Source organism: Pseudomonas lini (assembly GCF_030812475.1).
Taxonomy (GTDB): domain Bacteria; phylum Pseudomonadota; class Gammaproteobacteria; order Pseudomonadales; family Pseudomonadaceae; genus Aquipseudomonas; species Aquipseudomonas lini_A.
Window position 1 is genome coordinate 360499 of the sequence record NZ_JAUSSR010000004.1, and the last position, 20716, is coordinate 381214.

Genomic DNA, 20716 nt, shown 5'->3' on the forward strand with positions numbered 1-20716 from the left:
CCTGTTCAAAGGAGGCGATCAAGGCATCCCTTCCCGTCATGGGTGACGGGTTTTCCCACCGTTCTTGTGCCCTACTCCTCGTAGCGCCCCGTGTTGTCACGATCCCGCTCGTAGTGCCTCGTGAGCGCAAACGCTGGCAACCAGGACTCGCGACGCAAGGTCCAGCTTTCGTAAGTGGGCTTCAGTTGGTCAGGGGCATCCAGGGATCCCAGGTTCACTTCGATTTCGTCGCCGGTGCGGGCGAAGACGGAAGAGCCGCAGCGGGGGCAGAAAAACCTTCCGGCGTAGTCGCGTGTCTCGCCGGTGATCGTCACCGCATCCCGAGGGAATATCGCCGACGCGTGAAAAAGCGCGCCATGGTGCTTGCGGCAATCGAGACAGTGACAAAGGCCGACCCGGTAGGGACGTCCCGCCGCCTCGATCCGGACGTTGCCGCACAGGCAACCGCCGGTGAATCGGTCCATGTTGCGTCTCCTCTGGCATCAAGCGGTCGGCGAAGCCTGCGCCAACCTGTCCCACCCCCCAGCGAGGGCGCAATTTAGCCCTTCACCGCCGCTTCGATCGCAGCGATATCGATCTTGCGCATCGTCATCATGGCGTCGAAGGCGCGCTTGGCCACGGCTTGATCAGGGTGGGTCACCGCGCTGGTCAGCACCCGTGGTGAAATCTGCCACGACAGTCCCCACTTGTCCTTGCACCAGCCGCACGCACTTTCCTGGCCGCCGTTGCCGACAATTGCGTTCCACAAGCGGTCGGTTTCGGCCTGGTCATCGGTCGCCACCTGGAACGAAAACGCTTCGTTGTGCTTGAACGCCGAGCCCCCGTTGAGCCCGACACAAGGGATGCCCATCACCGTGAAATCGACCGTCAACACATCGCCCTGCTTGCCCGCCGGATAATCGCCGGGCGCGCGGTGGACGGCGCCCACGGCGCTGTCGGGAAAGGTTTCGGCATAGAACGTCGCAGCGTCCAGTGCTGTGCCGTCGTACCAGAGGCAAATCGTATTCTTGCTGAGCATCTTGATTCTCCAGAATTGGAACTCAGACATGCATTCTAGCAGCGCAGGCAACGAGCGCTGCTTTACAAAGACCCAGGGGGCAGGCTCAATTCCGTCTAAGCTGAATAGGGCACCACCCCATACACGTCTCCAGCCTCTTCATGCAGGGGAACCGGGATGACCGGAACAACAGCGCGCCAATGCTCGTCCTGGGTCCTCCCTTCCCTGCTCGTCATCAATCTGGCGCTGACCGCGGGATGTGCAGGCAAAGCCGCCACGGCGCGCTATTCAACCGCGAGCCTGGGCGATGCCTGCTATGCAAAAGCGCTCCCCACTTCAGGCGAGGGCGGCCTGGCCTGGGGCTCCACCTTGAACACCGCTCGCAAAAAATCCCTGAATAACTGCATACGTTATGCCGGCCGATCCGGTGGCACGCCGGATACCTGCCGAGTGGTGTTGGCGGAGTGTCGACATTAATCGCCAGCGAGATCAGCGCGCGCTCAGGACCAACGACCTCTGACGACCAGCCCCAACAACTCTCGATGGCCGCTGACGCCTGTCTTTCGATAAAGCCGCTTGATATAGGTAGCGGCGCTCGAGCGCTGGACGCCCATCAGCGGCGCGATGTCTTCCGCCCCAAGGCCACTGAGCAGATGCCTGAGCAGCTCACGGTCCCGACGAGTCAGTTCAGGATAAAGCCGCTCGACGCGTTGACTCAGCAAAGACGGCATCTGGTTGGCTTCGATATAGGCGCGATAGTGCAGTCGCGTGACCTGAATCAGTAACGGCGCAACCGACTCGATAAATTCGATTTCGCGCTGGTTGAAGTTGCCGTGCTCACGACCTCGATAGAAGTTGATCGACAGCCAGCCCCCGCCCTCCTCCTGATGATTGAGCAAGGCCATGCGCTGGGAAATTTGCGGCTGTTCGTAACAGACTCGTCGATAGTCGCGATGGGTGATGTCGTCGACTGACTGAAGCTGAGCCAGGATGCGCGCACCACCGTATTTCGCCTTGTGACCGAGCATCGCCTGGCGGTTGCCATCCAGGCTGTGGAAACGCTCGACGTAGTCCCGGGAAATACGCGATATCTGCACCAGCCTCGCCTGATCGGAACACGACAATACCTGCGGCTCCTGGCCCTCGGGGTAAGCGAAAATAGTGCACTGAGCCAGCGGCATCACCCCCCGCACCAACGTCAATAACTCTGCCGCCAGCCAGGTGCGGCAGTCCTCGCCCACCCGCGCTAACAGATGGGCGATTTGCCCTGTCGTCAACGGGACCTGGTGGTAAACGGTGGTGAGCGGCCAGTGGTTCATTCAGGGACCCATTCGCGCGAAGCATTCTGGCGTTCGTGGGGAAGCGCCCGCACCAGTATGGCAGCCACCAATAACAGCAGGGCCGCGTACAGACAACCGGCGGTATAGGTATGGGTCAAGTCTTTGAGCCAGCCGACCACCAACGGATTAAGGGCCGACCCCAGATTACCCACAGCGTTGATCACCGCGATGCCCACTGCCCGGGCCTGAAAACTCAACGAGCGATCCGGCAAAGTCCAGAAAATCGACATGGCCGTGTAGGAGCCCGTCGCCGCCATGCAGACCCCGGCCAGTTGCACGATCGGCTCGTTCGACAAGGCCGTGCAGAACCAGCCCGCAGCGGCCATCAGCATCGGCAGCGCCAGGTGCCAACGCCGCTCCTGGGTCAGGTCCGAGTGTCGGCCCCAGAGGATCATGCCAACAATGGTGCATATCTGCGGAATTGCCGACAACAGTCCGATCAGCGTATGGCTCTGACCAGCGCTGAAGCTCTTGACGATCAACGGCGTCCAGACCGCGATCATCGCCAGGGTGTTGACCAGGCAAAAGTACACCAGACAGAACAGAGCACCGCTGGCGACAACAACTCGCGTCCCCAGTGCGCGTGGGGGGAAGGTGCCTGACGGTCCCGCTCCAGCAACTCGGCCAGCTGCAGCTTCTCATCGTCGCTCAGCCAGCGCGCCTGGCGCGGTTTATCGTCCAGATAACCGTACACTGCCACGCCGAGCACGACGCTGGGCAATCCTTCGAGCAGAAACAGCCATTGCCAGCCTGCCAGTCCCCAGTGGCCATCCAGCCCCAAAATAGCGCCGGACAACACCGAACCAAAGCCCGCGGTAAACGGCATGGCGATCATGAACAACGCATTGGCCCGCGCCCGGTACGCCGCCGGAAACCAGAACGTCATGTACAACAGCACACCGGGCAGAAACCCCGCCTCGGTGATACCGACCAACGCACGCAACCAATACAGGCTGGCCGCATCATGGGCAAACAGGGTGGCGGTCGACGCTATGCCCCAGGCAATCATCAGGCTGCCGATCCAGCGGCGGGCGCCGAGTTTCGCCAGGACCATGTTGCTGGGGATGCCGCACGCGATGTAGGCCAGGTAGAAAATCGTGGTTGCCATGCCGAACTGGGTACTGCTCAAGCCCAGGTCGTCCATCATCGTCAGCCCGGCGAAGCCGATATTGATACGGTCCAGAAACGAAAACACAAAGCAGATGAAGAGAAACCACAGCAGGCGTTTCGAAACTTTGGCGATGACCGGCGGATGAGCGCCGGCCTCCTCGCCAGAGATCACAGCAGAACGGGATGGCATAGGGTGATCCTGTTTTTGTAATTATTGGCTGACGCAAGGCTTTTACAGGTCCTGCAGGGCGCACTCGACCAGTGCGTCGTAACGCTCGGCATCGTTCAGTGCCTGCGCCGCCAACAGCGCCAGTTTCACCAGGAACAACTCGCTGTCGTTACCCGTACGGTCGACCGCCTCGGCGAGCCGATCATAGACGCGTTCGAGGTCTGCCACGTTCATCGACTGACTCATGGTTGGTTACTCCCGTTGTGGCCGAGGGCCTGGTTTAGTCCATGGCGCAAACGCTCGCCATCCAGTTGCAGCCAGCGCGCGCAGACGTGCTGGTCCGGGCGTGCGAGGTACGCGGCGCCTGGGTGCTGCACGCCATAACGCGTGCTGAACAGACCGTCGGGATCGGCCAGTGTCAGATCGGCGTGTTCCACCTGACTGACGCCGTTCATGGCGATCGCGATCACTTGAACCGGCACTCCCCGACGGCGCAGTGCCTGGACTTGGGTATTCACGTCGGCATCGAGTACCGCCGCGTCGGTGAAGCAAATCAGATGGAAGGCAGGTTCCAGTTCATCGAACAAATAGTGCTGGTCGGCCAGGCGAACATTGCGCAACGGCGCACCGTTGCGCGGCCCGTCGGTGAACAGCAGGTTATCGTCGTCCACCGCATTGAGTTGCGAATCGGCGTAGTCGTGAGCCCTCGAGGTCCGCCAATGATACAGCGGGCGTACGAACTCGCGGGTCAATGACAGTGACAGCACCGCATCACGTAACAGCCGATAGCCACGACTGGGTGGCGCCATGAACCGCGTGCTCTTGCCTGCCTCTTCAATGATTTCCCGAGCCGCCTTGACCCGTTCGTCGCTGTAGGACGCCAGCAGTCCGGCACCGGCCAGGCCTTTGATGTGCAGAGCCAGTTTCCAGCCCAGGTCGTGGCAATCCTGGAACCCGGTATTGGCCCCGCGCACGCCGAAAATCGGCAACAGGTGCGCCGCGTCTCCGGCGAAAATCACCCGGTCGTTGATGTACTGCGCCAGGGTCAACGCCCGGGCCGAATACACTGAACTCCAATCCAGCTCCCAGACCGGGTTCTCGACGCCGAGCATTGCCAGTTGCGCATCGATGCGCTCACGCAAGGAGTCCGGGTGCAGCGCCTGCTCGGGCGTTTCGTCCACGGGCAATTGGTAATCGATGCGCCAGATATCACCGGGCTCGCGGTGCATCAACACGGTGTTGCCGGGGTTCCAGGCGGGATCGAAAAACGCCAGGCGTTCGGTCGGCAGATCGAGCTTGATGCGGATGTCGGCAATCACGAACCGCCCTTCATAGGACGCCCCTTCAAGCTTGAGCCCCAGCAACGAGCGCAGTCCGGAGCGGGCGCCATCGGCGGCCACCACCCAATCGGCCTCCAGGCTGTAGGTATCGCCCGGGGTATCGACTTGCAAGACGGCACCGTCGACGCCTTGCTCGATATCGATGACTTTATTGCCCCAACGTAATTCGATCAGCGGCTGTACCTGGGCGGCCTCCACCAGATGTTGCTCCAGATACTGCTGTTGCAAGTTGGTCATCGGCGCAAAACGATCGTGCGGATCGACCGGAGCTTCCATGCGAAATACCCGCTGGCCGCGGTAGTAGGAATTGCCGAAACGCCAGGGCAGGCCCTGCTCGGTCACCGCCCCGGATACCCCCACTTGCTGGAAAATCTCCATGGAACGCCGGGTGAACACAATCGCGCGGCTGCCTTCACAGACTTGCTGCTGAGCCGCCAGGACGATGCTTCTGACACCATGGCGCGCCAGCTCGAGCGCCAGCGTCAGGCCGATGGGGCCGGCGCCCACGATCACCACGGGGGAGCGATTGAGGATGGCTGGAGACGGCATGAACGCAGGGTAAACCTGATAAGGGAAATACAGGGATTGATGGGGTACGACTTGCGGCTGATGCATGGTCCGGTGGCTCCCGGTTTATTTTTTTTCGGGGACAGGGTTTGTCTCGGGTCACTCTAGATCCAAGCGCGCAGGGGGATGTCCCCTGGAGGGGACATCTTCATGACTCCAATGGCTTTTCCATGGCTGCAAATGCTCTATTCTTCCGATTACCACCCGACAACGCCGGACAGCACAATGCCCGCCCCCGACCCCCCCCTCCTCCAAAGCTGGCACCACAACGCCCGACTCTGGATCGAAGCCGTTCGCACCGGCACCATCGCCAGTCGCCTCAAGGTCACGGACCAGGCCATCCTGTTGGCGGTGCTGGGCCGTCAGCCGGACCGCGTGCTCGACCTGGGCTGTGGCGAGGGCTGGTTGTTGCGGGCGCTGGCCGAACGGGGTATCACGGCAGTCGGTGTCGATGGCGATGCAACGCTGGTGGGCGCGGCGCGGGCGGCGGGCTCTTCGCCGGTGCATCTGGCGAGCTATGAAGCGTTGGTGGAAGAAAAGGCGGACATCGGCCGCGACTACGACCTGATCTGCGCAAACTTCGCCTTGCTGCAGCAGGACATCATCCCTCTGCTCACCGCCATGAATGCGCTGCTCGCCCCTGAAGGCGCACTGGTGATCCAGACGCTGCATCCATGGACTGCGGCGGCGGGTGACTATCAGGATGGTTGGCGGGAAGAAACCTTCGCCGGATTCAAGGGCCAGTGGCGACCCATGCCTTGGTACCTGCGCACCTTGTCCAGTTGGTTCAATGCACTGGACATGGCCGGCTTTCGCCTGGTCGGCCTGCAGGAGCCACAGCACCCGCAAAGTCCGGTGCCGCAGTCGTTGTTGTTGGTGGCCAAGCCGCAGAGGTGATCGCGTTGTACTCAGTTCCCTGAAAACCGATCCCGACTGTTGGTTAAATGCAGCACCATCGCTGCCCGGGCGGCATCGGGGTCTTGTCGCTTGATCGCGTTGAGAATCGCTTCGTGCTCCAGGTTCGCCAACTGACCGAGCCGGGAAAAGTCGGCACCACCGCGCTCGTCGACCTTGACCTGGGTACGCGGAATCATCGCATTGCCCAGGTGATGCATAATTTCGGTGAAAAACGTATTGCCGGTGGCCTCGGCGATCAGCTGATGAAAGCGCTTGTCCTCCTCGACGCAACTGTCGTTATTCGCTAGCGATGCCTGGTAGTCGGTCAGCGCCTGACGCATGCGCACCAGTTGATCTTCGGTCCTGCGCATAGCTGCCAGCGCGACCGCCTGCACCTCCAGGCCCAATCGCAGCTCCAGCATGCTCCTGACACTGGCGACCGTGTCTACATGCAGGCGCAGTCCTGACCGGGATTGTTGCTCCAGCACAAACGTGCCGATGCCGTGACGTGTTTCCACCAGCCCCGACGCTTGGAGCTTGGAAATAGCCTCCCGGACCACGGTGCGGCTCACACCCTGTTCGAGAACGATGGTGGATTCCGAAGGCAGCTTTTCGCCGGGCTTCAATTGCCCGAGCAAAATGCGCTGGGTCAGCGCTTCGACCACGCCTTGAGCCAGATTACTGGAGCGTCTACGGACAGGGGTTCCGCTTTCAACTTGCATAGATTCAGTCCACAAAATTGGCGCTTGAGAGAGCTTACCACCCGCCATACATTCTCTGGCGAAATGCTGATATTCAATCAAAAAATCGCCCTTACTTGTATGACAACATATCTATACTGGTACGTTACCCGGTTGACGCTTCCGCCCACGCCGCCACGATATTTCCCATCGATAACTGCCTTTACAGCGCTAACAGCCCAGTAAACACTGAAACCATAACCAAAACGCCCGTATTCCTCTGCCGTTATGAAAACAAATCGCTGCGTCCCGTATTGCGAGACAGAAAAACCACTTGTATGATGTCTATCAACTTAACGTGCCTCGCCGCCGGTAAGCTCTAACCCGCATAAAAATAATCAGTGGGAGATTTGAATTGTGAACAATTCAAGCAACGCATCTGTCGTACCAGAAAGCAATTCGGTTCTGGCTCGCGCCGTGAGCAAAGTGAAGAGACATGTACTCCCGCTTTTCGTCATCATGTTCATCCTCAATTACATCGACCGGGTCAACATCGGCTTCGTGCGCACGCACATGGAGCACGACCTCGGTATCGGTGCTGCCGCCTATGGGCTGGGCGCAGGCCTGTTCTTCATTGGCTACGCACTGTTCGAAGTGCCGTCCAACATGCTGCTGCAAAAGGTCGGGGCTCGTATCTGGCTGACCCGCATCATGTTCACCTGGGGCATCGTCGCCACGATGATGGCGTTCATTCAGAACGAAACCCATTTCTACATTCTGCGCTTCCTGCTAGGCGTCGCCGAAGCCGGCTTCTTCCCTGGCGTGATCTACTACTTCACCCGATGGCTGCCGGGCGTAGAACGCGGTAAAGCCATCGCCATTTTCCTCAGTGGCTCGGCCCTTGCGTCGTTGATTTCAGGTCCGCTCTCGGGTGTCTTGTTGCAGATCGAAGGCTTCGGCTTTCACGGCTGGCAATGGATGTTCGCCATCGAAGGCCTGGCCTCGGTATTCCTGGGTTTCTTCGTCTGGTTCTGGCTGGACTCCAAACCCCATGATGCCAAATGGCTCAGTCGTGAAGAGCAGGATGCACTGGTAGGCGCTATCGATCAGGAACAGCGTGAGCGTGAGGCGTTGACCACGGTCAAGCCGACCGTTGGCAAGCTGCTCAAAGATCGCCAGATCCTGCTGTTTTGCGCCTTGTACTTCTGCATTCAGCTGACGATCTACGCGGCCACCTTCTGGCTCCCGAGCATCATAAAGAAAATGGGTGATCTGAGTGATGTGCAGGTGGGCTTTTTCAACTCGATTCCCTGGCTGATCTCCATCATCGCCATGTACACCTTCGCTTCGCTGTCGGGCAAGTTCAAGTTCCAGCAAGCCTGGGTCGCGACCGCACTGTTGATTGCCGCCGCCGGCATGTTCCTGTCGACCACCGGCGGGCCGATCTTCGCCTTTGTCGCCATCTGCTTTGCCGCCATCGGCTTCAAATCGGCCTCATCGCTGTTCTGGCCCATCCCTCAAGGCTATCTGGATGCCCGTATTGCGGCCGCCGTCATCGCGCTGATCAACTCGATCGGCAACCTGGGTGGTTTCGTGGCACCGACAACCTTCGGTTTCCTGGAACAGACCACCGGCTCTATCCAGGGAGGACTCTATGGTCTGGCCGGCACCTCGGTGCTCGCGGCAATACTGGTGTTCTTCGCCAAGACCTCGCCTAAACCGTCATCCCTGCTGACGCCGCCGAACGCCGTGTCACCCGGTGCGGTGGTCAGCAAATCGCACTGACCCCATCGAACGCTGATCGATCCAATTTTGCAGGAATTTGCCATGAACGCTGAACAGACTGCCAACACAACTAAATCGCCTGTCGTCACCAGTTTTCAAGTCGTCCCGGTAGCGGGCCACGACAGCATGTTGATGAACCTGAGCGGCGCCCACGGGCCGTTCTTCACCCGCAACATCGTCATCCTCAAGGACAGTGCCGGCAATACCGGCGTGGGCGAAGTCCCCGGCGGAGAGCGCATTCGCGAGACACTCGAAGACGCGCGCACTCTGGTGGTCGGTCAGTCCATCGGTCAGTACCAGCGCATTCTCAACCAGATGCGCACGACCTTTGCCTCGCGTGACGCCGCCGGTCGCGGCCTGCAAACGTTCGACCTGCGCATCACCATTCATGCGGTGACCGCAATGGAAGCGGCCCTGCTCGACCTGCTCGGTCAATTCCTCGAGGTTCCGGTTGCCGCACTGCTCGGCGAAGGGCAGCAGCGCGACTCGGTGAAAATGCTCGGCTACCTGTTCTACATCGGCGACCGCAAGGTGACCGATCTGGCCTACCGCAGCGAGCCCGACGCTGAAGACGAGTGGTTCCGGCTACGTCACGAGAAAGCCATGAGCGCCGAAGCCATCGTGCGCCTGGCTGAAGCCGCTAAAGCGAAATACGGCTTCAACGATTTCAAGCTCAAGGGCGGCGTGTTGAGCGGCGACGGAGAAATCGAAGCCGTTACCGCACTGGCTGAACGCTTTCCAGACGCGCGCATCACCCTTGACCCGAATGGCGCCTGGTCGCTCAAGGAAGCCGTCCGTCTGTGCCGGGATCAGCATCACGTCCTCGCCTACGCCGAAGATCCATGCGGCGCCGAAAACGGTTACTCGGGTCGTGAAGTCATGGCCGAATTCCGTCGCGCCACAGGCCTGAAAACCGCGACCAACATGATCGCGACCGACTGGCGCGAAATGGGCCACGCAATCCAGCTGCAATCGGTCGACATCCCGCTCGCCGACCCGCACTTCTGGACAATGCAGGGCTCGGTCCGGGTTGCGCAGATGTGTCACGAATGGGGTTTGACCTGGGGCTCTCACTCCAACAACCACTTTGATATTTCCCTGGCCATGTTCACTCAGGTGGCGGCAGCCGCACCAGGTGAGATCACCGCGATCGACACGCACTGGATCTGGCAGGACGGCCAGCGCCTGACCAAAGAGCCGCTGAAAATCGAAGGCGGCTACGTCAAGGTTCCGACAAGACATGGTCTGGGCGTTGACATCGATATGGACGCCGTGGCCAAGGCGCACGAAGTGTACAAAGCCATGGGCCTCGGCGCTCGGGACGATAGCGAGGCGATGCAGTTTCTGATTCCAGGCTGGAGCTTCAACAATAAGAAACCCTGCCTGGTGCGCTAACGCCTGGCTGCCCCACCGGGGTGGAAGCCTCTGAAGCCATGGTTCATCGCGGTCCCTGTAGGAGCGAGCTTGCTCCGGGCGGCGTTCCGACGATGGTCGTTAACGATGACGCGTGCTTGCTGGTTAAACGCGGCGCTCTGTAGGAGCAAGCTTGCTCGCGATGGTCGCCAACGATAACGCGTGTTTACTGGTTAAACGCGGCGCTCTTGAGTCCATCGCGAGCAAGCTCGCTCCTACAGGGGGCCCCTAAGGGCCCATTGCATTCAAATCAAATCACTATGCCAGCCACGATTCCACAGTGTCGGAACCGTATTTCGCTTTCCATTCTTTCAATATCTTGTGATTGCCACCCTTGGTTTCTACAACTTCGCCGGATTCAGGGTTTTTATAGACCTTTACCTGGCGAGGCTTGCGATTGCCGGTTTTGGATTCGGCAGCAGGCGCACGGCGACCGGCGTGTGGGTCCAGCAGATTGACGATGTCTTTCAAGCTGTAGCCATACTTGGCGAGCAGTGCGCGCAGCTTCGTTTCGAACTCAATTTCCTGTTTCAGGCCAGCGTCACCCTTCAATGCTTCGAGCGCTTGAAGCTGTTCGGCAAGGTGTTTTTCAAGTTGGCGAAATTCTGCGAGTTTGGACATGGGACATCTCTCAGTGATTGTTATCCTAACGTTACACTAAAAACGCCGACTTGCATTAAGCCAGCGAGTTTACTTTGCTTATCAAGTCGCTTCCATTGCGGGATTCGCACTTGTGCAAATGTCTATCAGTTGACATCTGGTGAGCAAAGAAGGTTCGTAAAATCGTAAACGAAACACCGGTTCGATGGCGCCGCCTCTTGAACACGGTTTGTGGAACGGAACCGCGAGACAGGGTGTCATTTGTAGTAGACACCCTGGTGTCGTACATCCTGCCAAACTGGAGAGATCGTTATGAACAACATCATTTACATCGTTGGGGCCGTTGTGATCGTCCTGGTTATTCTGTCGTTTGTCGGTCTTGTATAGCCTGTCTGTCCGAGGCCTTTGCGATGGCGCCGGTCGCGGGATAGCGGCTAGCGCTTGGGGTACGAGGAGGCCTTCGCCAGCCGTTCCAAGCGCCTTCAAGCGACTGTCTTAAAACTGAAACCTTATGGTCATATATTGTAATCATCCGCTTACATAATCCTGGCTTCAGGCCGCCTTCACGGATGAATTACTCCATGCGTCGTGTCATTTTCAATCAAAAAGGTGGTGTTGGAAAATCCAGCATCGCCTGCAATCTTGCCGCAGTGAGTGCAGCGCAAGGCTACCGGACATTGTTGGTTGACCTCGATCCCCAGGCGAATTCGACTCATTACCTCACGGGCCTGCTCAAGGACGACATCCCCACGGGCATTGCCGACTTCTTCAGACAAACGTTGTCTGGAGGCTTTGCCGGCAAAAGGTGCCGAGTGGCCATAACCGAGACTCCCTACGAGAACCTCCATCTCGTGACCGCCAGTGCGGACCTTTCAGATCTGCAATCAAAGCTTGAGAGCAAGTTCAAGATCAACAAGCTGCGCAGGTTGCTGGTAGAACTTTCCGAGGACTACGAGCGCATCTATATCGACACCCCGCCCTCGCTGAATTTCTTCACCTTCAGCGCCCTCGTCGCCGCTGATCGGTTGCTGATTCCCTATGATTGCGACAGCTTTTCCCGACAGGCCTTGAATAGCGTCATCGCTCAAGTGGACGATCTGCGCATGGATCACAATGAATCGCTGCAGATAGAGGGCGTGGTGGTTAATCAATTTGTCGCCCACACCGGTTTACATCAGATGCTCGTAGACGAATTGCTTGTAGAAGGTCTTCCCGTACTCCCGGTTTATTTAAGTAGCTCAGTTAAAATGCGCGAGTCCCACGAAGCTTCCATGCCCCTTATTCATCTGGCCCCGCGTCATAAGCTGTCGAGGCAATTTGTAGAGTTGCTGGACGTCCTGGAACGAGCAGCCTGAGTTGATTTTTCGGTTCAGCTTGTTGCCGATAGCAAAAAAGACTGGTGATAGGTGAATTATTTCGTTTGCGCTTGTATCTGATCCTGAAGAAGCCGCGCCATTAGAAAGCTGGCGTCGGCCAAGGCAGATCCACCTGGCCTGCGCCACACCGGCCCCAGCGGTTGCGGCAAGATAGACCAGTGACGGAGCGGATCGCATGGAATCTCGTGAGAACAACGTCAAACCGATTCGATTGAAAGACATCACCATTGTCGATGACGTCAAGATGCGCAAGGCGATCACTGCCGCTGCACTGGGCAACGCCATGGAATGGTTCGACTTCGGCGTCTATGGTTTTGTCGCCTATGTGCTGGGCAAGGTATTTTTCCCCGGCGCCGATCCCGACGTGCAGATGATCGCCGCGCTGGCGACCTTCTCGGTACCCTTCCTGATTCGTCCCCTGGGCGGCTTGTTCTTCGGTGCGCTGGGGGATAAGTACGGTCGGCAGAAAGTCCTGGCGGCCACCATCGTCATCATGTCGCTCAGCACGTTCGCCATCGGGCTGATACCGTCCTACGCCTCGATCGGCATCTGGGCCCCCATCCTCCTGCTGCTGGCCAAGATGGTTCAGGGTTTTTCGGTGGGCGGTGAATACACCGGTGCCTCGATCTTCGTCGCCGAATACGCCCCGGACCGCAAGCGCGGTTTCCTCGGCAGCTGGCTGGACTTCGGCTCTATCGCCGGTTTCGTCCTCGGCGCCGGCGTGGTCGTGCTGATTTCCACCCTTGTGGGCGAAGAGCAGTTTGAGGAATGGGGCTGGCGACTGCCCTTCTTCCTCGCCCTGCCCTTGGGCATGATCGGGCTCTACCTGCGTCACGCCCTCGAAGAGACGCCGGCATTCCAGCAACATGTCGAGAAGCTGGAACAGGACGATCGTGAAGGCCTGGCCAGGGGCCCGAAGGTGTCTTTCAAGGAAGTGGCCACCCAGCACTGGCGCAGCCTGTTGACCTGCATCGGCGTGGTCGCGGCCACCAACGTCACTTACTACATGCTGCTCACCTACATGCCGAGCTACCTGACACACAACTTGCACTACAGCGAAAATCACGGCGTGTTGATCATCATCGCGATCATGGTCGGCATGTTATTCGTCCAGCCGATCATTGGTTTGATCAGCGACAAGATTGGCCGCCGCCCCTTTATCATCTGCGGTAGCGTCGGCCTGTTCTTCCTCGCCATCCCGGCCTTCATGCTGATCAACAGCGGCAAGCTCGGCCTGATCTTCTCCGGATTGCTGGTGCTGGCGGTGCTGCTCAACTTTTTCATCGGCGTGATGGCGTCCACGCTACCGGCGATGTTCCCCACCCACATCCGATACAGCGCACTGGCCAGCGCCTTCAACATCTCGGTATTGATTGCGGGCCTGACCCCTACCATCGTGGCCTGGCTGGTGGAAAGCACCCACAACCTGTACATGCCGGCCTACTACCTGATGGTGATTGCCGCCGTAGGCCTGATCACCGGCGTGACGATGAAAGAAACGGCGAATAAACCGTTGCGTGGAGCAGCTCCTGCGGCTTCCGACATGGAGGAAGCGCATGAACTGCTGCAGGAACATCACGACGACATCGAGCAGAAGATCGAGGACATCGACGCACAAATCGCCGAGCTGGAAGCCAAGCGCGAGCATCTCGTACAGCAGCATCCGCGCATCGAGTAATCGGGGCAGTCGAGGGAGGATTGCCAACGTTGTGACTTCAGCGCAAATTGCGCTGATGAAACGCTTTGGCTACAAGTCTGCGTTTGGAAAGCGACCGCCAGCATGGGCAGCCTGAACGCCAGCGCTGGCGCCGCCTGGTCATCCAATCACGCCCGCATACACCGCTCTATCGACATTCCCGCCAGACAGAATGACCCCTACCCGTTTCCCCGCCATCGCTTCCCGCTCCTGAATCAGCGCCGCCAGGGCCGCCGCGCCTGCCCCTTCCGCCAGGTTGTGGGTATCGGTGTAATACACGCGCATGGCCTCGGCAATCTGCTCCTCACCGACGCAGACGATCCGCGCCGCCGCCGCACCGTAGATGGCAAAGGCTTCAGGCACCGGCTTACGTACGGCGAGGCCATCGGCAAAGGTATTCGCCGTCGCGGTTTCGCAAATCTCTCCCGCGTCAAAAGAAAGTTTCGCGGCGGCAGCCTCGGTGGAAACCACACCCACTACCTGGGTTTTCAGGCCCAGCGCATCGCGCGCGGCGATCACCCCACAAATCCCCGAGCCACAGCCGATCGGCACGTAGACGGTGTCCAGGTCCGGCGCTGCCATGAACAGCTCCAGCGCATACGTGGCCACGCCTTTGACCAGTTCGGTGTGGAACGGCGGCACCAGGTAGAGGCCATGGGTTTGCGCCAGGCGGGCGGCCTCTTCCCGGGCCTCATCGAAATCACGGCCCCATTCGACCACCTCGCCGCCGAAGCCGCGCATGGCCTTGTTTTTTTCTACTGAGTTGCCCTCCGGCACTACGATCAATGCACGCAAACCCAACGCACGTGCCGCCAGCGCCAGGCTCTGGCCATGGTTGCCGCGGGTAGCGGTGACGATGCCCCTGGCGGTTGGGTGCGTGCGTTTGAGCCAGTGCATGAAGGTAATGCCGCCACGCACCTTGAATGCCCCTGTAGGCGTATGGTTTTCATGCTTGACCCATACCGTGCATCCCAACCGCTCAGCCAGTAATGGCCAAGCGTATTGGGCAGTGGCAGGCATCACCTGGTACACCTGGTGGGCAGCTTGTTCGATGTCGTCGCGAGTCAGTCTGTGCATGAGCACTCTCCCTGGGATTTTGTCTAGTCTGGACGCACTGCCCATTCGCCGGCTTTCAAAAAACCGACCTGACTTTTGTGCGCCATCTTCACTACTATGGTGTTCATGAACCTTCGAAACCACCCGCCGCCCTCGCTCCTGACCGAACCGGTCCGCCGTGTCGAGGCCGGGCCCTGGACGATCGAATTGTTGCCCGGCTCCGCCTACGCAGCCCGATACGTGGCGAGCCATGCGGCGATCGGCTTTGCCTTCGACAGCCAGCAAGGCCTGCACGCCATCGGCAGTGACCGGGTGCTGCCGTTCGTTGCCACGCCGAACGGCCTGGCATTTGTCCCGGCCGGGTGTGACGTGTTGTCCGAATCCGCCGAGGGCGGTGAATATCTGCGGGTCGTGCGCGCCGACGGTATGACATTGATGGGTGATCGGCCATTCAACAACCGCATCGATCCACAGGCCATTGCCCTTGCACTGCGAATGCGCAACGCGCTGTTGCACGCCTCGGTAGATGACGATTGGGAGACCTGGGCGCTGGCCCTGGCTGACCGGGCCATGGCGCAGAAGACCTTGCCGACGCCACCCCAAGGCTCCATCACCGGCCGCCGCCTGCGCCTGCTGGATGAATTCATCGACGCAGGCCTTGAAGGTTCGCTGAGCGTGCAGGCGATGGCAGGACTGCTGGAATTGTCCGAAGGATTTTTCATGCGGGCGTTCAAGCAGGCCACGGGCAAAAGCCCGCACAGCTACCTGATCGACCGACGACTCGCCAAGGCCCGCGTCCTGCTGCGCGACTCGACAGCCAGCCTGTCCGGGATCGCCCTCACCTGCGGTTTCAGCTCCCAGGCGCACATGACGACGGCTTTCAAGCAGCGGCTGGGTGTTAGCCCGGCGCAATTACGAACGCGTCCATAGCACCGTAAAAAACCGTTTACCGCTTTAGTCTGTGATCAACCTGATCAACAGTAGCGAAGCGTTGAAGCGACGCGTCGAACACGGGGTCCGCTGGACCGCTATGGACCCCAATGCGCAACCCATAGCGTAACGTCATCCCGGGCGTTTATTTCCACCAATACTCGACCTGGACCCCGACGTTGGAGCCGTGCAGGTCTGTGCCAAACGCACCGGTATCAGACAGAGCCGATCCCGGAGACTGCAAGCCGGCTGCGCGTTGCGCAGCTTTGTTCCAGGTGGCGTAGGTGTAATACAGGCGAATTTCCGGCCGGTCCCAGAACCCCGGTCCCTTCGGCGACCACGTCGGCGCGACGGTGTATTTAGTCAGTTTTCGGGTACCGTCTGCGGCTTCAACCTGGTCGCGCCCCACTTCGGTGATCAACTTGAACTGATCCGTGATCGCATAGATTGGCCGGACACCAACGGATAACCAGTTCTGGTCATCACCATCAGGACGCGTGTCTTTTTGATAGACCAATTCGACCTGGCCACTGAAGGCATGGGTCATTTGCCAATCGAAAAACTCCACGACCCGCCAGCTCTTGTTGCTCTGATCCAGCGTGGAATCACCGGTGTAGCCCAAGGCGGTGCCCGGCCCTCGGCCGTATTGAACCGCGAACTTGTTGATTCCGCCCAGAAACGCGACCTGCTTGTGCTGGGCGACCACCGACCAGCCCTGATGAGCGTCCTCGCGACTCGGCTTGTCCAGATAGCTGACGCCCAACTGAACCTCGCCACCGGGATTTGTGTTGAATCCGCTGACGGTTACATCATGCCGGGTAACAAAATCCTTTTGGAAGACATTGTCCTTGCGCGAGAACACGTAGCTGTATTTCAGATCTCCCAATGCGACCTGATCGAACCCAAAGCCTGTTGAGCTTTGGTTCCAGTAGAAGTAGTCGGAAATATTGATGTCGTTTCGGTTGTAGTAACGACGGCCCGCCCAGAAAGAACCGCCATTCAATGCCGGCATCTTGCTCCATTCTGCGTAGAGCTGACTCATTCGCGTATAACCGTGATCTCCGTCAAATTTCGGCTCATGGCCATACTCGTTGTAAAACTGCGCCATGCCCTCCACGCTAACCACCGAGCCGTCGTCCAGTGAAAGCAGATCCTGGCGCAAATCCAGCTCCAGATATTGCTCACATTCGTTGCCAAGACGATATTTGGATTGCGCGCCGGGCAGCTGAAAACACGACTGTCTCCCCCCTTGGGTCGAATCCCCTACCCCGGTTCTGAAATAACCACTGAAATCGGCTGAATACGCATCGACAGGTAAAAAACCGACAGCAAAGGACGCACCCAGAACTGCACTGAGAGTCTTGACGTTCATTTATGACACCTTTCGTTTTTATAGTTGTTGGATAAGGCTGATAATGCGAGTTAGCACTTTTTACACGCGTGCGCAGCTAACACCGCACACAGATGCCCGGACGGAATGCCAAGTTAAATCAAACAGAAAACACACCACCTTATTTGACTAAAAACATTAGAAAACCAGGCGGTGCGAGAGCACAGTAATGACATCACAACTTAAGTAACTTCTAACCCCGATGACGTCCCCGGAAGAAATCTATCAGGCCCTGCGTCGAGGAATCATCTGCCGGTTCCGCGTTATAGCGAGTCAGAAGGTTGTAGACGCTGTTGCCCAGTTCCTTGCCCAACTCCACACCCCATTGATCAAACGAATTGACTCCCCAAATGACACCCTGGACAAAGACCTTATGTTCATAAAGCGCAATCAGCGCCCCCAGGCTATGTGGATTGATGACTTCAAGAGCGACTGTATTACTTGGTCGGTTACCGGGGATTACCTTATGCGGCGCCAGCCGTTCAATCTCACTGGATGACAGGCCTTTGGCTTTTAGTTCTGCCTCGGCTTCACTACGGGTTTTTCCGCGCATCAGCGCCTGGCTTTGAGACAAGCAATTGGCGTACAGCCATTCCTGATGGTCAGCCACTGGATTATGGCTGACCACCGGTACAATGAAATCAGCCGGAATCAGAGGCGTGCCTTGATGCAGCAACTGATGGTAAGCGTGCTGTCCGTTACATCCCACGCCGCCCCAGATGACCGGGCCAGTGGTGTAGGAAACCGGCGTGCCGTCACGACGGACACTTTTACCATTGGACTCCATGTCCATCTGCTGCAAATGCTTTACGAAGTTGCGAAGGTTGTGGTCATAGGGCAAAAACGCATAACTTTGCGCCCCCCAAAAGTTGTGATACCAAACCCCGAGTACTGCTAAAAGAACGGGAAGGTTTTGTTCCAACGGTTCATTCAGAAAATGCTGATCCATCGCGTAGGCGCCGGACAGCAGTTCCTTGAAGTTAGCGATGCCAATGGCCAGCGCAATCGGCAGTCCGATTGCCGACCATAGTGAATAACGACCTCCGACCCAGTCCCACATGGGAAAAACGTTGGCTTCACGGATGCCGAAATCCAGTGCAGCCTGGCGATTACTGGTCACGGCAATGAAATGGCGATACAGCTTCTCTTCCGTCCCGCCTTTTGCCAGGTACCAGCTTCGACACGCGTGCGCGTTCTTCAAGGTTTCCAGCGTCCCGAAGGTTTTGCTGGAGATGATGAACAGCGTAGTTTCCACGTTCAGATCGGCAGTCACCTCTCGAAACTCATTGCCGTCGATATTAGCCAGGTAATGGCACCGCACCCCATGCCGAGCGAAAGGCGCCAGGGCTTCAGAGACCAGCTCGGGGCCCAGAAATGAGCCGCCGATACCAATGTTCACGACATCAGTGATGACCTTGTCGTTGTAACCACGCCAAAGGTGGCTATGGATACGGCTCACCACGTCGGTCATCTGCGCCAGGGCACCATGCACATCGCGCATCAGATTGCGGCCATCGACCATCAACGGCTCCCCCACGGGACGCCGCAGCGCGGTATGCAGCACAGGACGCCCCTCGGAACAGTTGATTTTTTCTCCACTGAACATGGCGTGCGCGGCCTGTTCCACGCCAGCCTCACGCGCAAGGTCGACAAGCAGTGAACGCGTCTGGTGAGTGATCAGGTTTTTGGAGTAATCCAGAAACAGTCCGCAGCCTGCCAGGGAAAAATCCTGGAAGCGTTGACTGTCATCCCGAAAAGCGTCGCGCATACTGAAATTGTTCATGCTCTCCCGGTGGTCGAGCAGCTTGCGCCATGCCGGCAATGCAGTCACGTCACTCGCTTTGTTATAGTTATTCATGCTCAGTCCCTCTTTGCCAATCCGGCTTGCGCCGTTTTAACCAACGATTTCAATCGGGTTGTTTTATACTTCTGCGGATGCACAAGTGCCGGGCAGCAGTACGCGCTACAGTGTTTAATTACTTTGCATTATCGGACTTTTTTGCAAGAAACCGGCATGACCAACGCAATCTAAATAGATCCAGTCTCAGAACCAAGCCATCAAACAATTAAAAAAATGAACGCCGATCAATCAATAAAAAAGATGAACATTATGTAAATGTGCACGACAAACGAAAAACGAGATACTGGCCGCTTGCTTTCAACGTCCATTCAGGCGGCCAGACGTGGAAATAAATCAAAATACTTCACGCCCGCAACCGCCGGTTCATCAGGATCAATCCCTGAGTACAATTATTTGGGAAAGCCGCAAGAGTCCCGCTGAATTAAAGAGGGTTTCAATCGAAGCGTCTGGCGGCGCCCCTCAGGTTGCTTGATACGCTTCAATAGAAGCTTCACCGCCTGGGCTCCCAATTCCTCGAGAGGTTGTGCCATAACAGTCAATCGGGGGCTGAAAGCATCCGCCCAGTCGAAGTCGTCAAAGCCGACCAGCGCAATGTCCTTTGGCACTTCAAGACCTGCTGCACGAAGAGCCTGCATCGCACCGATGGTCATCAGATTATTGGCAGTCATGATGGCGGTCGGCGGGTGCTCCAGCGCCAGCAAACGGCGAGTGGCTTCCATGGCAGGTGCAATTGCCGATTCACCACAGCACACCAATTGCTCGTCGTAGGCAATTCCAGCCTCAGCCAAGGCCGCACGGTAACCGTCAATACGCTCAAGAGAAGAAGACTGGGTCAATCGCCCGGAGACCATCCCGATACGCCGATGTCCAAGTTTAATCAAATGTGCAATCAACTCTTGAGATGATTGCTTGTTCTCTACTCCCACCTGGTCGAAAGACGTCGACAGCAGCCGATCGATGAGAACCGTGGGTATATTGTTGGCCTTCAAGTAATTGAAGACTCTATTTTCCGGATCATATTCCGAGGCCAGTACTATGCCGTCAACCCGTCTTTCATGCAGTGCCTTGACCGCTTTGAGCTCTTGCTCCGGATCTTTTTGCGTATTGACCAGTATCATCATCAAACCGCTTTTCGCGCAGGCCGCTTCGATGGCACGTACTGTTTCACTGAAGTAATAGTTTGACAGCGTAGCGATCGCCACCCCTATGGCCCCTGATGAGGAACGGGCCAGGGACCGTGCGAGGGAGTTTCGAATATAGCCTACGGCCTCTACAGCCTGATTCACGTTACGAACGGTGTCCGGATGTACTTTGCGAGTACCGTTGAGTACGTGGGATACCGTAGACATTGATACGTTTGCGGCCCGCGCGACATCACTCATCTTTGCGCCCACTGTGTACCACTCCTTTCTCGCGTGAATTCATGGATAGCGCCGGGCGCATGCCCGGCAGTAAGCCATTGTAAAGCTCACGGCGAGAAAATGTGTCGCAAGCTCCGGGAATCGATGT

Annotated in this window: 20 protein-coding genes; 7 read left to right on the forward strand and 13 right to left on the reverse strand. The window is 58.0% G+C overall.

Features of this window, described 5'->3' with window-relative positions; translation table 11 throughout:
* Positions 1 to 71: 71 nt before the first annotated feature.
* Positions 72 to 464, reverse strand: a complete 393-nt coding sequence (locus J2W17_RS10460) for a GFA family protein (RefSeq protein WP_307333229.1) — start codon at positions 462 to 464, stop codon at positions 72 to 74.
* Positions 465 to 538: 74 nt separating this feature from the next.
* Complete coding sequence (locus tag J2W17_RS10465; protein ID WP_307333230.1) at positions 539 to 1018, reverse strand: VOC family protein; 480 nt, start codon at positions 1016 to 1018, stop codon at positions 539 to 541.
* 156 nt (positions 1019 to 1174) lie between these two features.
* Between J2W17_RS10465 and J2W17_RS10470 the strand changes: the two genes are divergently transcribed.
* Positions 1175 to 1474: a hypothetical protein gene (locus J2W17_RS10470; protein WP_307333232.1), complete on the forward strand. Its 300-nt coding sequence runs from the start codon at positions 1175 to 1177 to the stop codon at positions 1472 to 1474.
* A 23-nt stretch (positions 1475 to 1497) separates the two neighbouring features.
* On the opposite strand, the gene J2W17_RS10475 is transcribed toward J2W17_RS10470, so the two are convergent.
* The 5 genes from J2W17_RS10475 to J2W17_RS10495 are packed head-to-tail and all read right to left on the reverse strand — an operon-like array spanning position 1498 to position 5571.
* Positions 1498 to 2316: a helix-turn-helix transcriptional regulator gene (locus J2W17_RS10475; protein ID WP_307333234.1), complete on the reverse strand. Its 819-nt coding sequence runs from the start codon at positions 2314 to 2316 to the stop codon at positions 1498 to 1500.
* Positions 2313 to 2870: an MFS transporter gene (locus tag J2W17_RS10480; RefSeq protein WP_307333236.1), complete on the reverse strand. Its 558-nt coding sequence runs from the start codon at positions 2868 to 2870 to the stop codon at positions 2313 to 2315. The genes J2W17_RS10475 and J2W17_RS10480 overlap by 4 nt, the downstream gene beginning before the upstream one ends.
* The gene (locus J2W17_RS10485) at positions 2837 to 3637 is read right to left on the reverse strand and encodes an MFS transporter (RefSeq protein WP_307333238.1); all 801 of its coding nucleotides are present in this window, start codon (positions 3635 to 3637) and stop codon (positions 2837 to 2839) included. Before J2W17_RS10485 ends, J2W17_RS10480 begins: the two co-directional genes overlap by 34 nt.
* Positions 3638 to 3679: 42 nt before the next feature.
* Positions 3680 to 3862 carry a DUF2783 domain-containing protein gene (locus tag J2W17_RS10490; RefSeq protein WP_307333240.1) on the reverse strand — a complete coding sequence of 61 codons (183 nt, stop codon included), beginning with the start codon at positions 3860 to 3862 and terminating at the stop codon, positions 3680 to 3682.
* Entirely contained in the window at positions 3859 to 5571 is a 1713-nt protein-coding gene (locus J2W17_RS10495) for an FAD-dependent monooxygenase (RefSeq protein ID WP_307333242.1), read from the reverse strand. The genes J2W17_RS10490 and J2W17_RS10495 overlap by 4 nt, the downstream gene beginning before the upstream one ends.
* 177 nt (positions 5572 to 5748) lie before the next feature.
* Here J2W17_RS10495 and J2W17_RS10500 point away from each other — a divergent pair, with 177 nt between their 5' ends.
* Positions 5749 to 6420 carry a class I SAM-dependent methyltransferase gene (locus J2W17_RS10500; protein WP_307333346.1) on the forward strand — a complete coding sequence of 224 codons (672 nt, stop codon included), beginning with the start codon at positions 5749 to 5751 and terminating at the stop codon, positions 6418 to 6420.
* An 11-nt stretch (positions 6421 to 6431) separates the two neighbouring features.
* Here J2W17_RS10500 and J2W17_RS10505 read toward each other — a convergent pair whose 3' ends face one another.
* Positions 6432 to 7142 carry a FadR/GntR family transcriptional regulator gene (locus J2W17_RS10505; protein ID WP_307333349.1) on the reverse strand — a complete coding sequence of 237 codons (711 nt, stop codon included), beginning with the start codon at positions 7140 to 7142 and terminating at the stop codon, positions 6432 to 6434.
* Positions 7143 to 7517: 375 nt separating this feature from the next.
* On the opposite strand from J2W17_RS10505, the gene J2W17_RS10510 reads away from it, so the two are divergent.
* Together J2W17_RS10510 and gudD are read left to right on the forward strand one after the other, a co-directional pair.
* Positions 7518 to 8885, forward strand: coding sequence for an MFS transporter (locus tag J2W17_RS10510; RefSeq protein WP_307333244.1), 1368 nt, complete (start codon positions 7518 to 7520; stop codon positions 8883 to 8885).
* Between the two features lie 42 nt (positions 8886 to 8927).
* Positions 8928 to 10280 (forward strand): glucarate dehydratase, encoded by a 1353-nt coding sequence (gene gudD, locus J2W17_RS10515; protein WP_307333246.1) that lies wholly within the window; start codon positions 8928 to 8930, stop codon positions 10278 to 10280.
* Between the two features lie 276 nt (positions 10281 to 10556).
* On the opposite strand, the gene J2W17_RS10520 is transcribed toward gudD, so the two are convergent.
* On the reverse strand, positions 10557 to 10919 hold the full coding sequence (locus J2W17_RS10520; RefSeq protein ID WP_307333248.1) for a histone-like nucleoid-structuring protein, MvaT/MvaU family: 363 nt from the start codon (positions 10917 to 10919) through the stop codon (positions 10557 to 10559).
* Positions 10920 to 11479: 560 nt separating this feature from the next.
* Here J2W17_RS10520 and J2W17_RS10525 point away from each other — a divergent pair.
* Both J2W17_RS10525 and proP read left to right on the forward strand, forming a co-directional pair.
* Entirely contained in the window at positions 11480 to 12253 is a 774-nt protein-coding gene (locus J2W17_RS10525; protein ID WP_307333250.1) for a ParA family protein, read from the forward strand.
* 196 nt (positions 12254 to 12449) lie between these two features.
* Entirely contained in the window at positions 12450 to 13952 is a 1503-nt protein-coding gene (proP, locus tag J2W17_RS10530; RefSeq protein WP_307333252.1) for a glycine betaine/L-proline transporter ProP, read from the forward strand.
* 138 nt (positions 13953 to 14090) lie between these two features.
* Here proP and J2W17_RS10535 read toward each other — a convergent pair whose 3' ends face one another.
* The gene (locus J2W17_RS10535; RefSeq protein WP_307333254.1) at positions 14091 to 15047 is read right to left on the reverse strand and encodes a threonine dehydratase; all 957 of its coding nucleotides are present in this window, start codon (positions 15045 to 15047) and stop codon (positions 14091 to 14093) included.
* Between the two features lie 96 nt (positions 15048 to 15143).
* Between J2W17_RS10535 and J2W17_RS10540 the strand changes: the two genes are divergently transcribed.
* Positions 15144 to 15956, forward strand: coding sequence for a helix-turn-helix transcriptional regulator (locus J2W17_RS10540; RefSeq protein WP_373459969.1), 813 nt, complete (start codon positions 15144 to 15146; stop codon positions 15954 to 15956).
* 145 nt (positions 15957 to 16101) lie between these two features.
* Here J2W17_RS10540 and J2W17_RS10545 read toward each other — a convergent pair whose 3' ends face one another.
* The 3 genes from J2W17_RS10545 to J2W17_RS10555 form a co-directional block, all read right to left on the reverse strand.
* Positions 16102 to 17328: a maltoporin gene (locus J2W17_RS10545; RefSeq protein WP_307333258.1), complete on the reverse strand. Its 1227-nt coding sequence runs from the start codon at positions 17326 to 17328 to the stop codon at positions 16102 to 16104.
* A gap of 211 nt (positions 17329 to 17539) precedes the next feature.
* Positions 17540 to 19204: a glucose-6-phosphate isomerase gene (pgi, locus tag J2W17_RS10550; RefSeq protein ID WP_307333261.1), complete on the reverse strand. Its 1665-nt coding sequence runs from the start codon at positions 19202 to 19204 to the stop codon at positions 17540 to 17542.
* Positions 19205 to 19596: 392 nt separating this feature from the next.
* Positions 19597 to 20601 carry a LacI family DNA-binding transcriptional regulator gene (locus J2W17_RS10555; RefSeq protein ID WP_082930365.1) on the reverse strand — a complete coding sequence of 335 codons (1005 nt, stop codon included), beginning with the start codon at positions 20599 to 20601 and terminating at the stop codon, positions 19597 to 19599.
* Positions 20602 to 20716 lie beyond the last annotated feature (115 nt).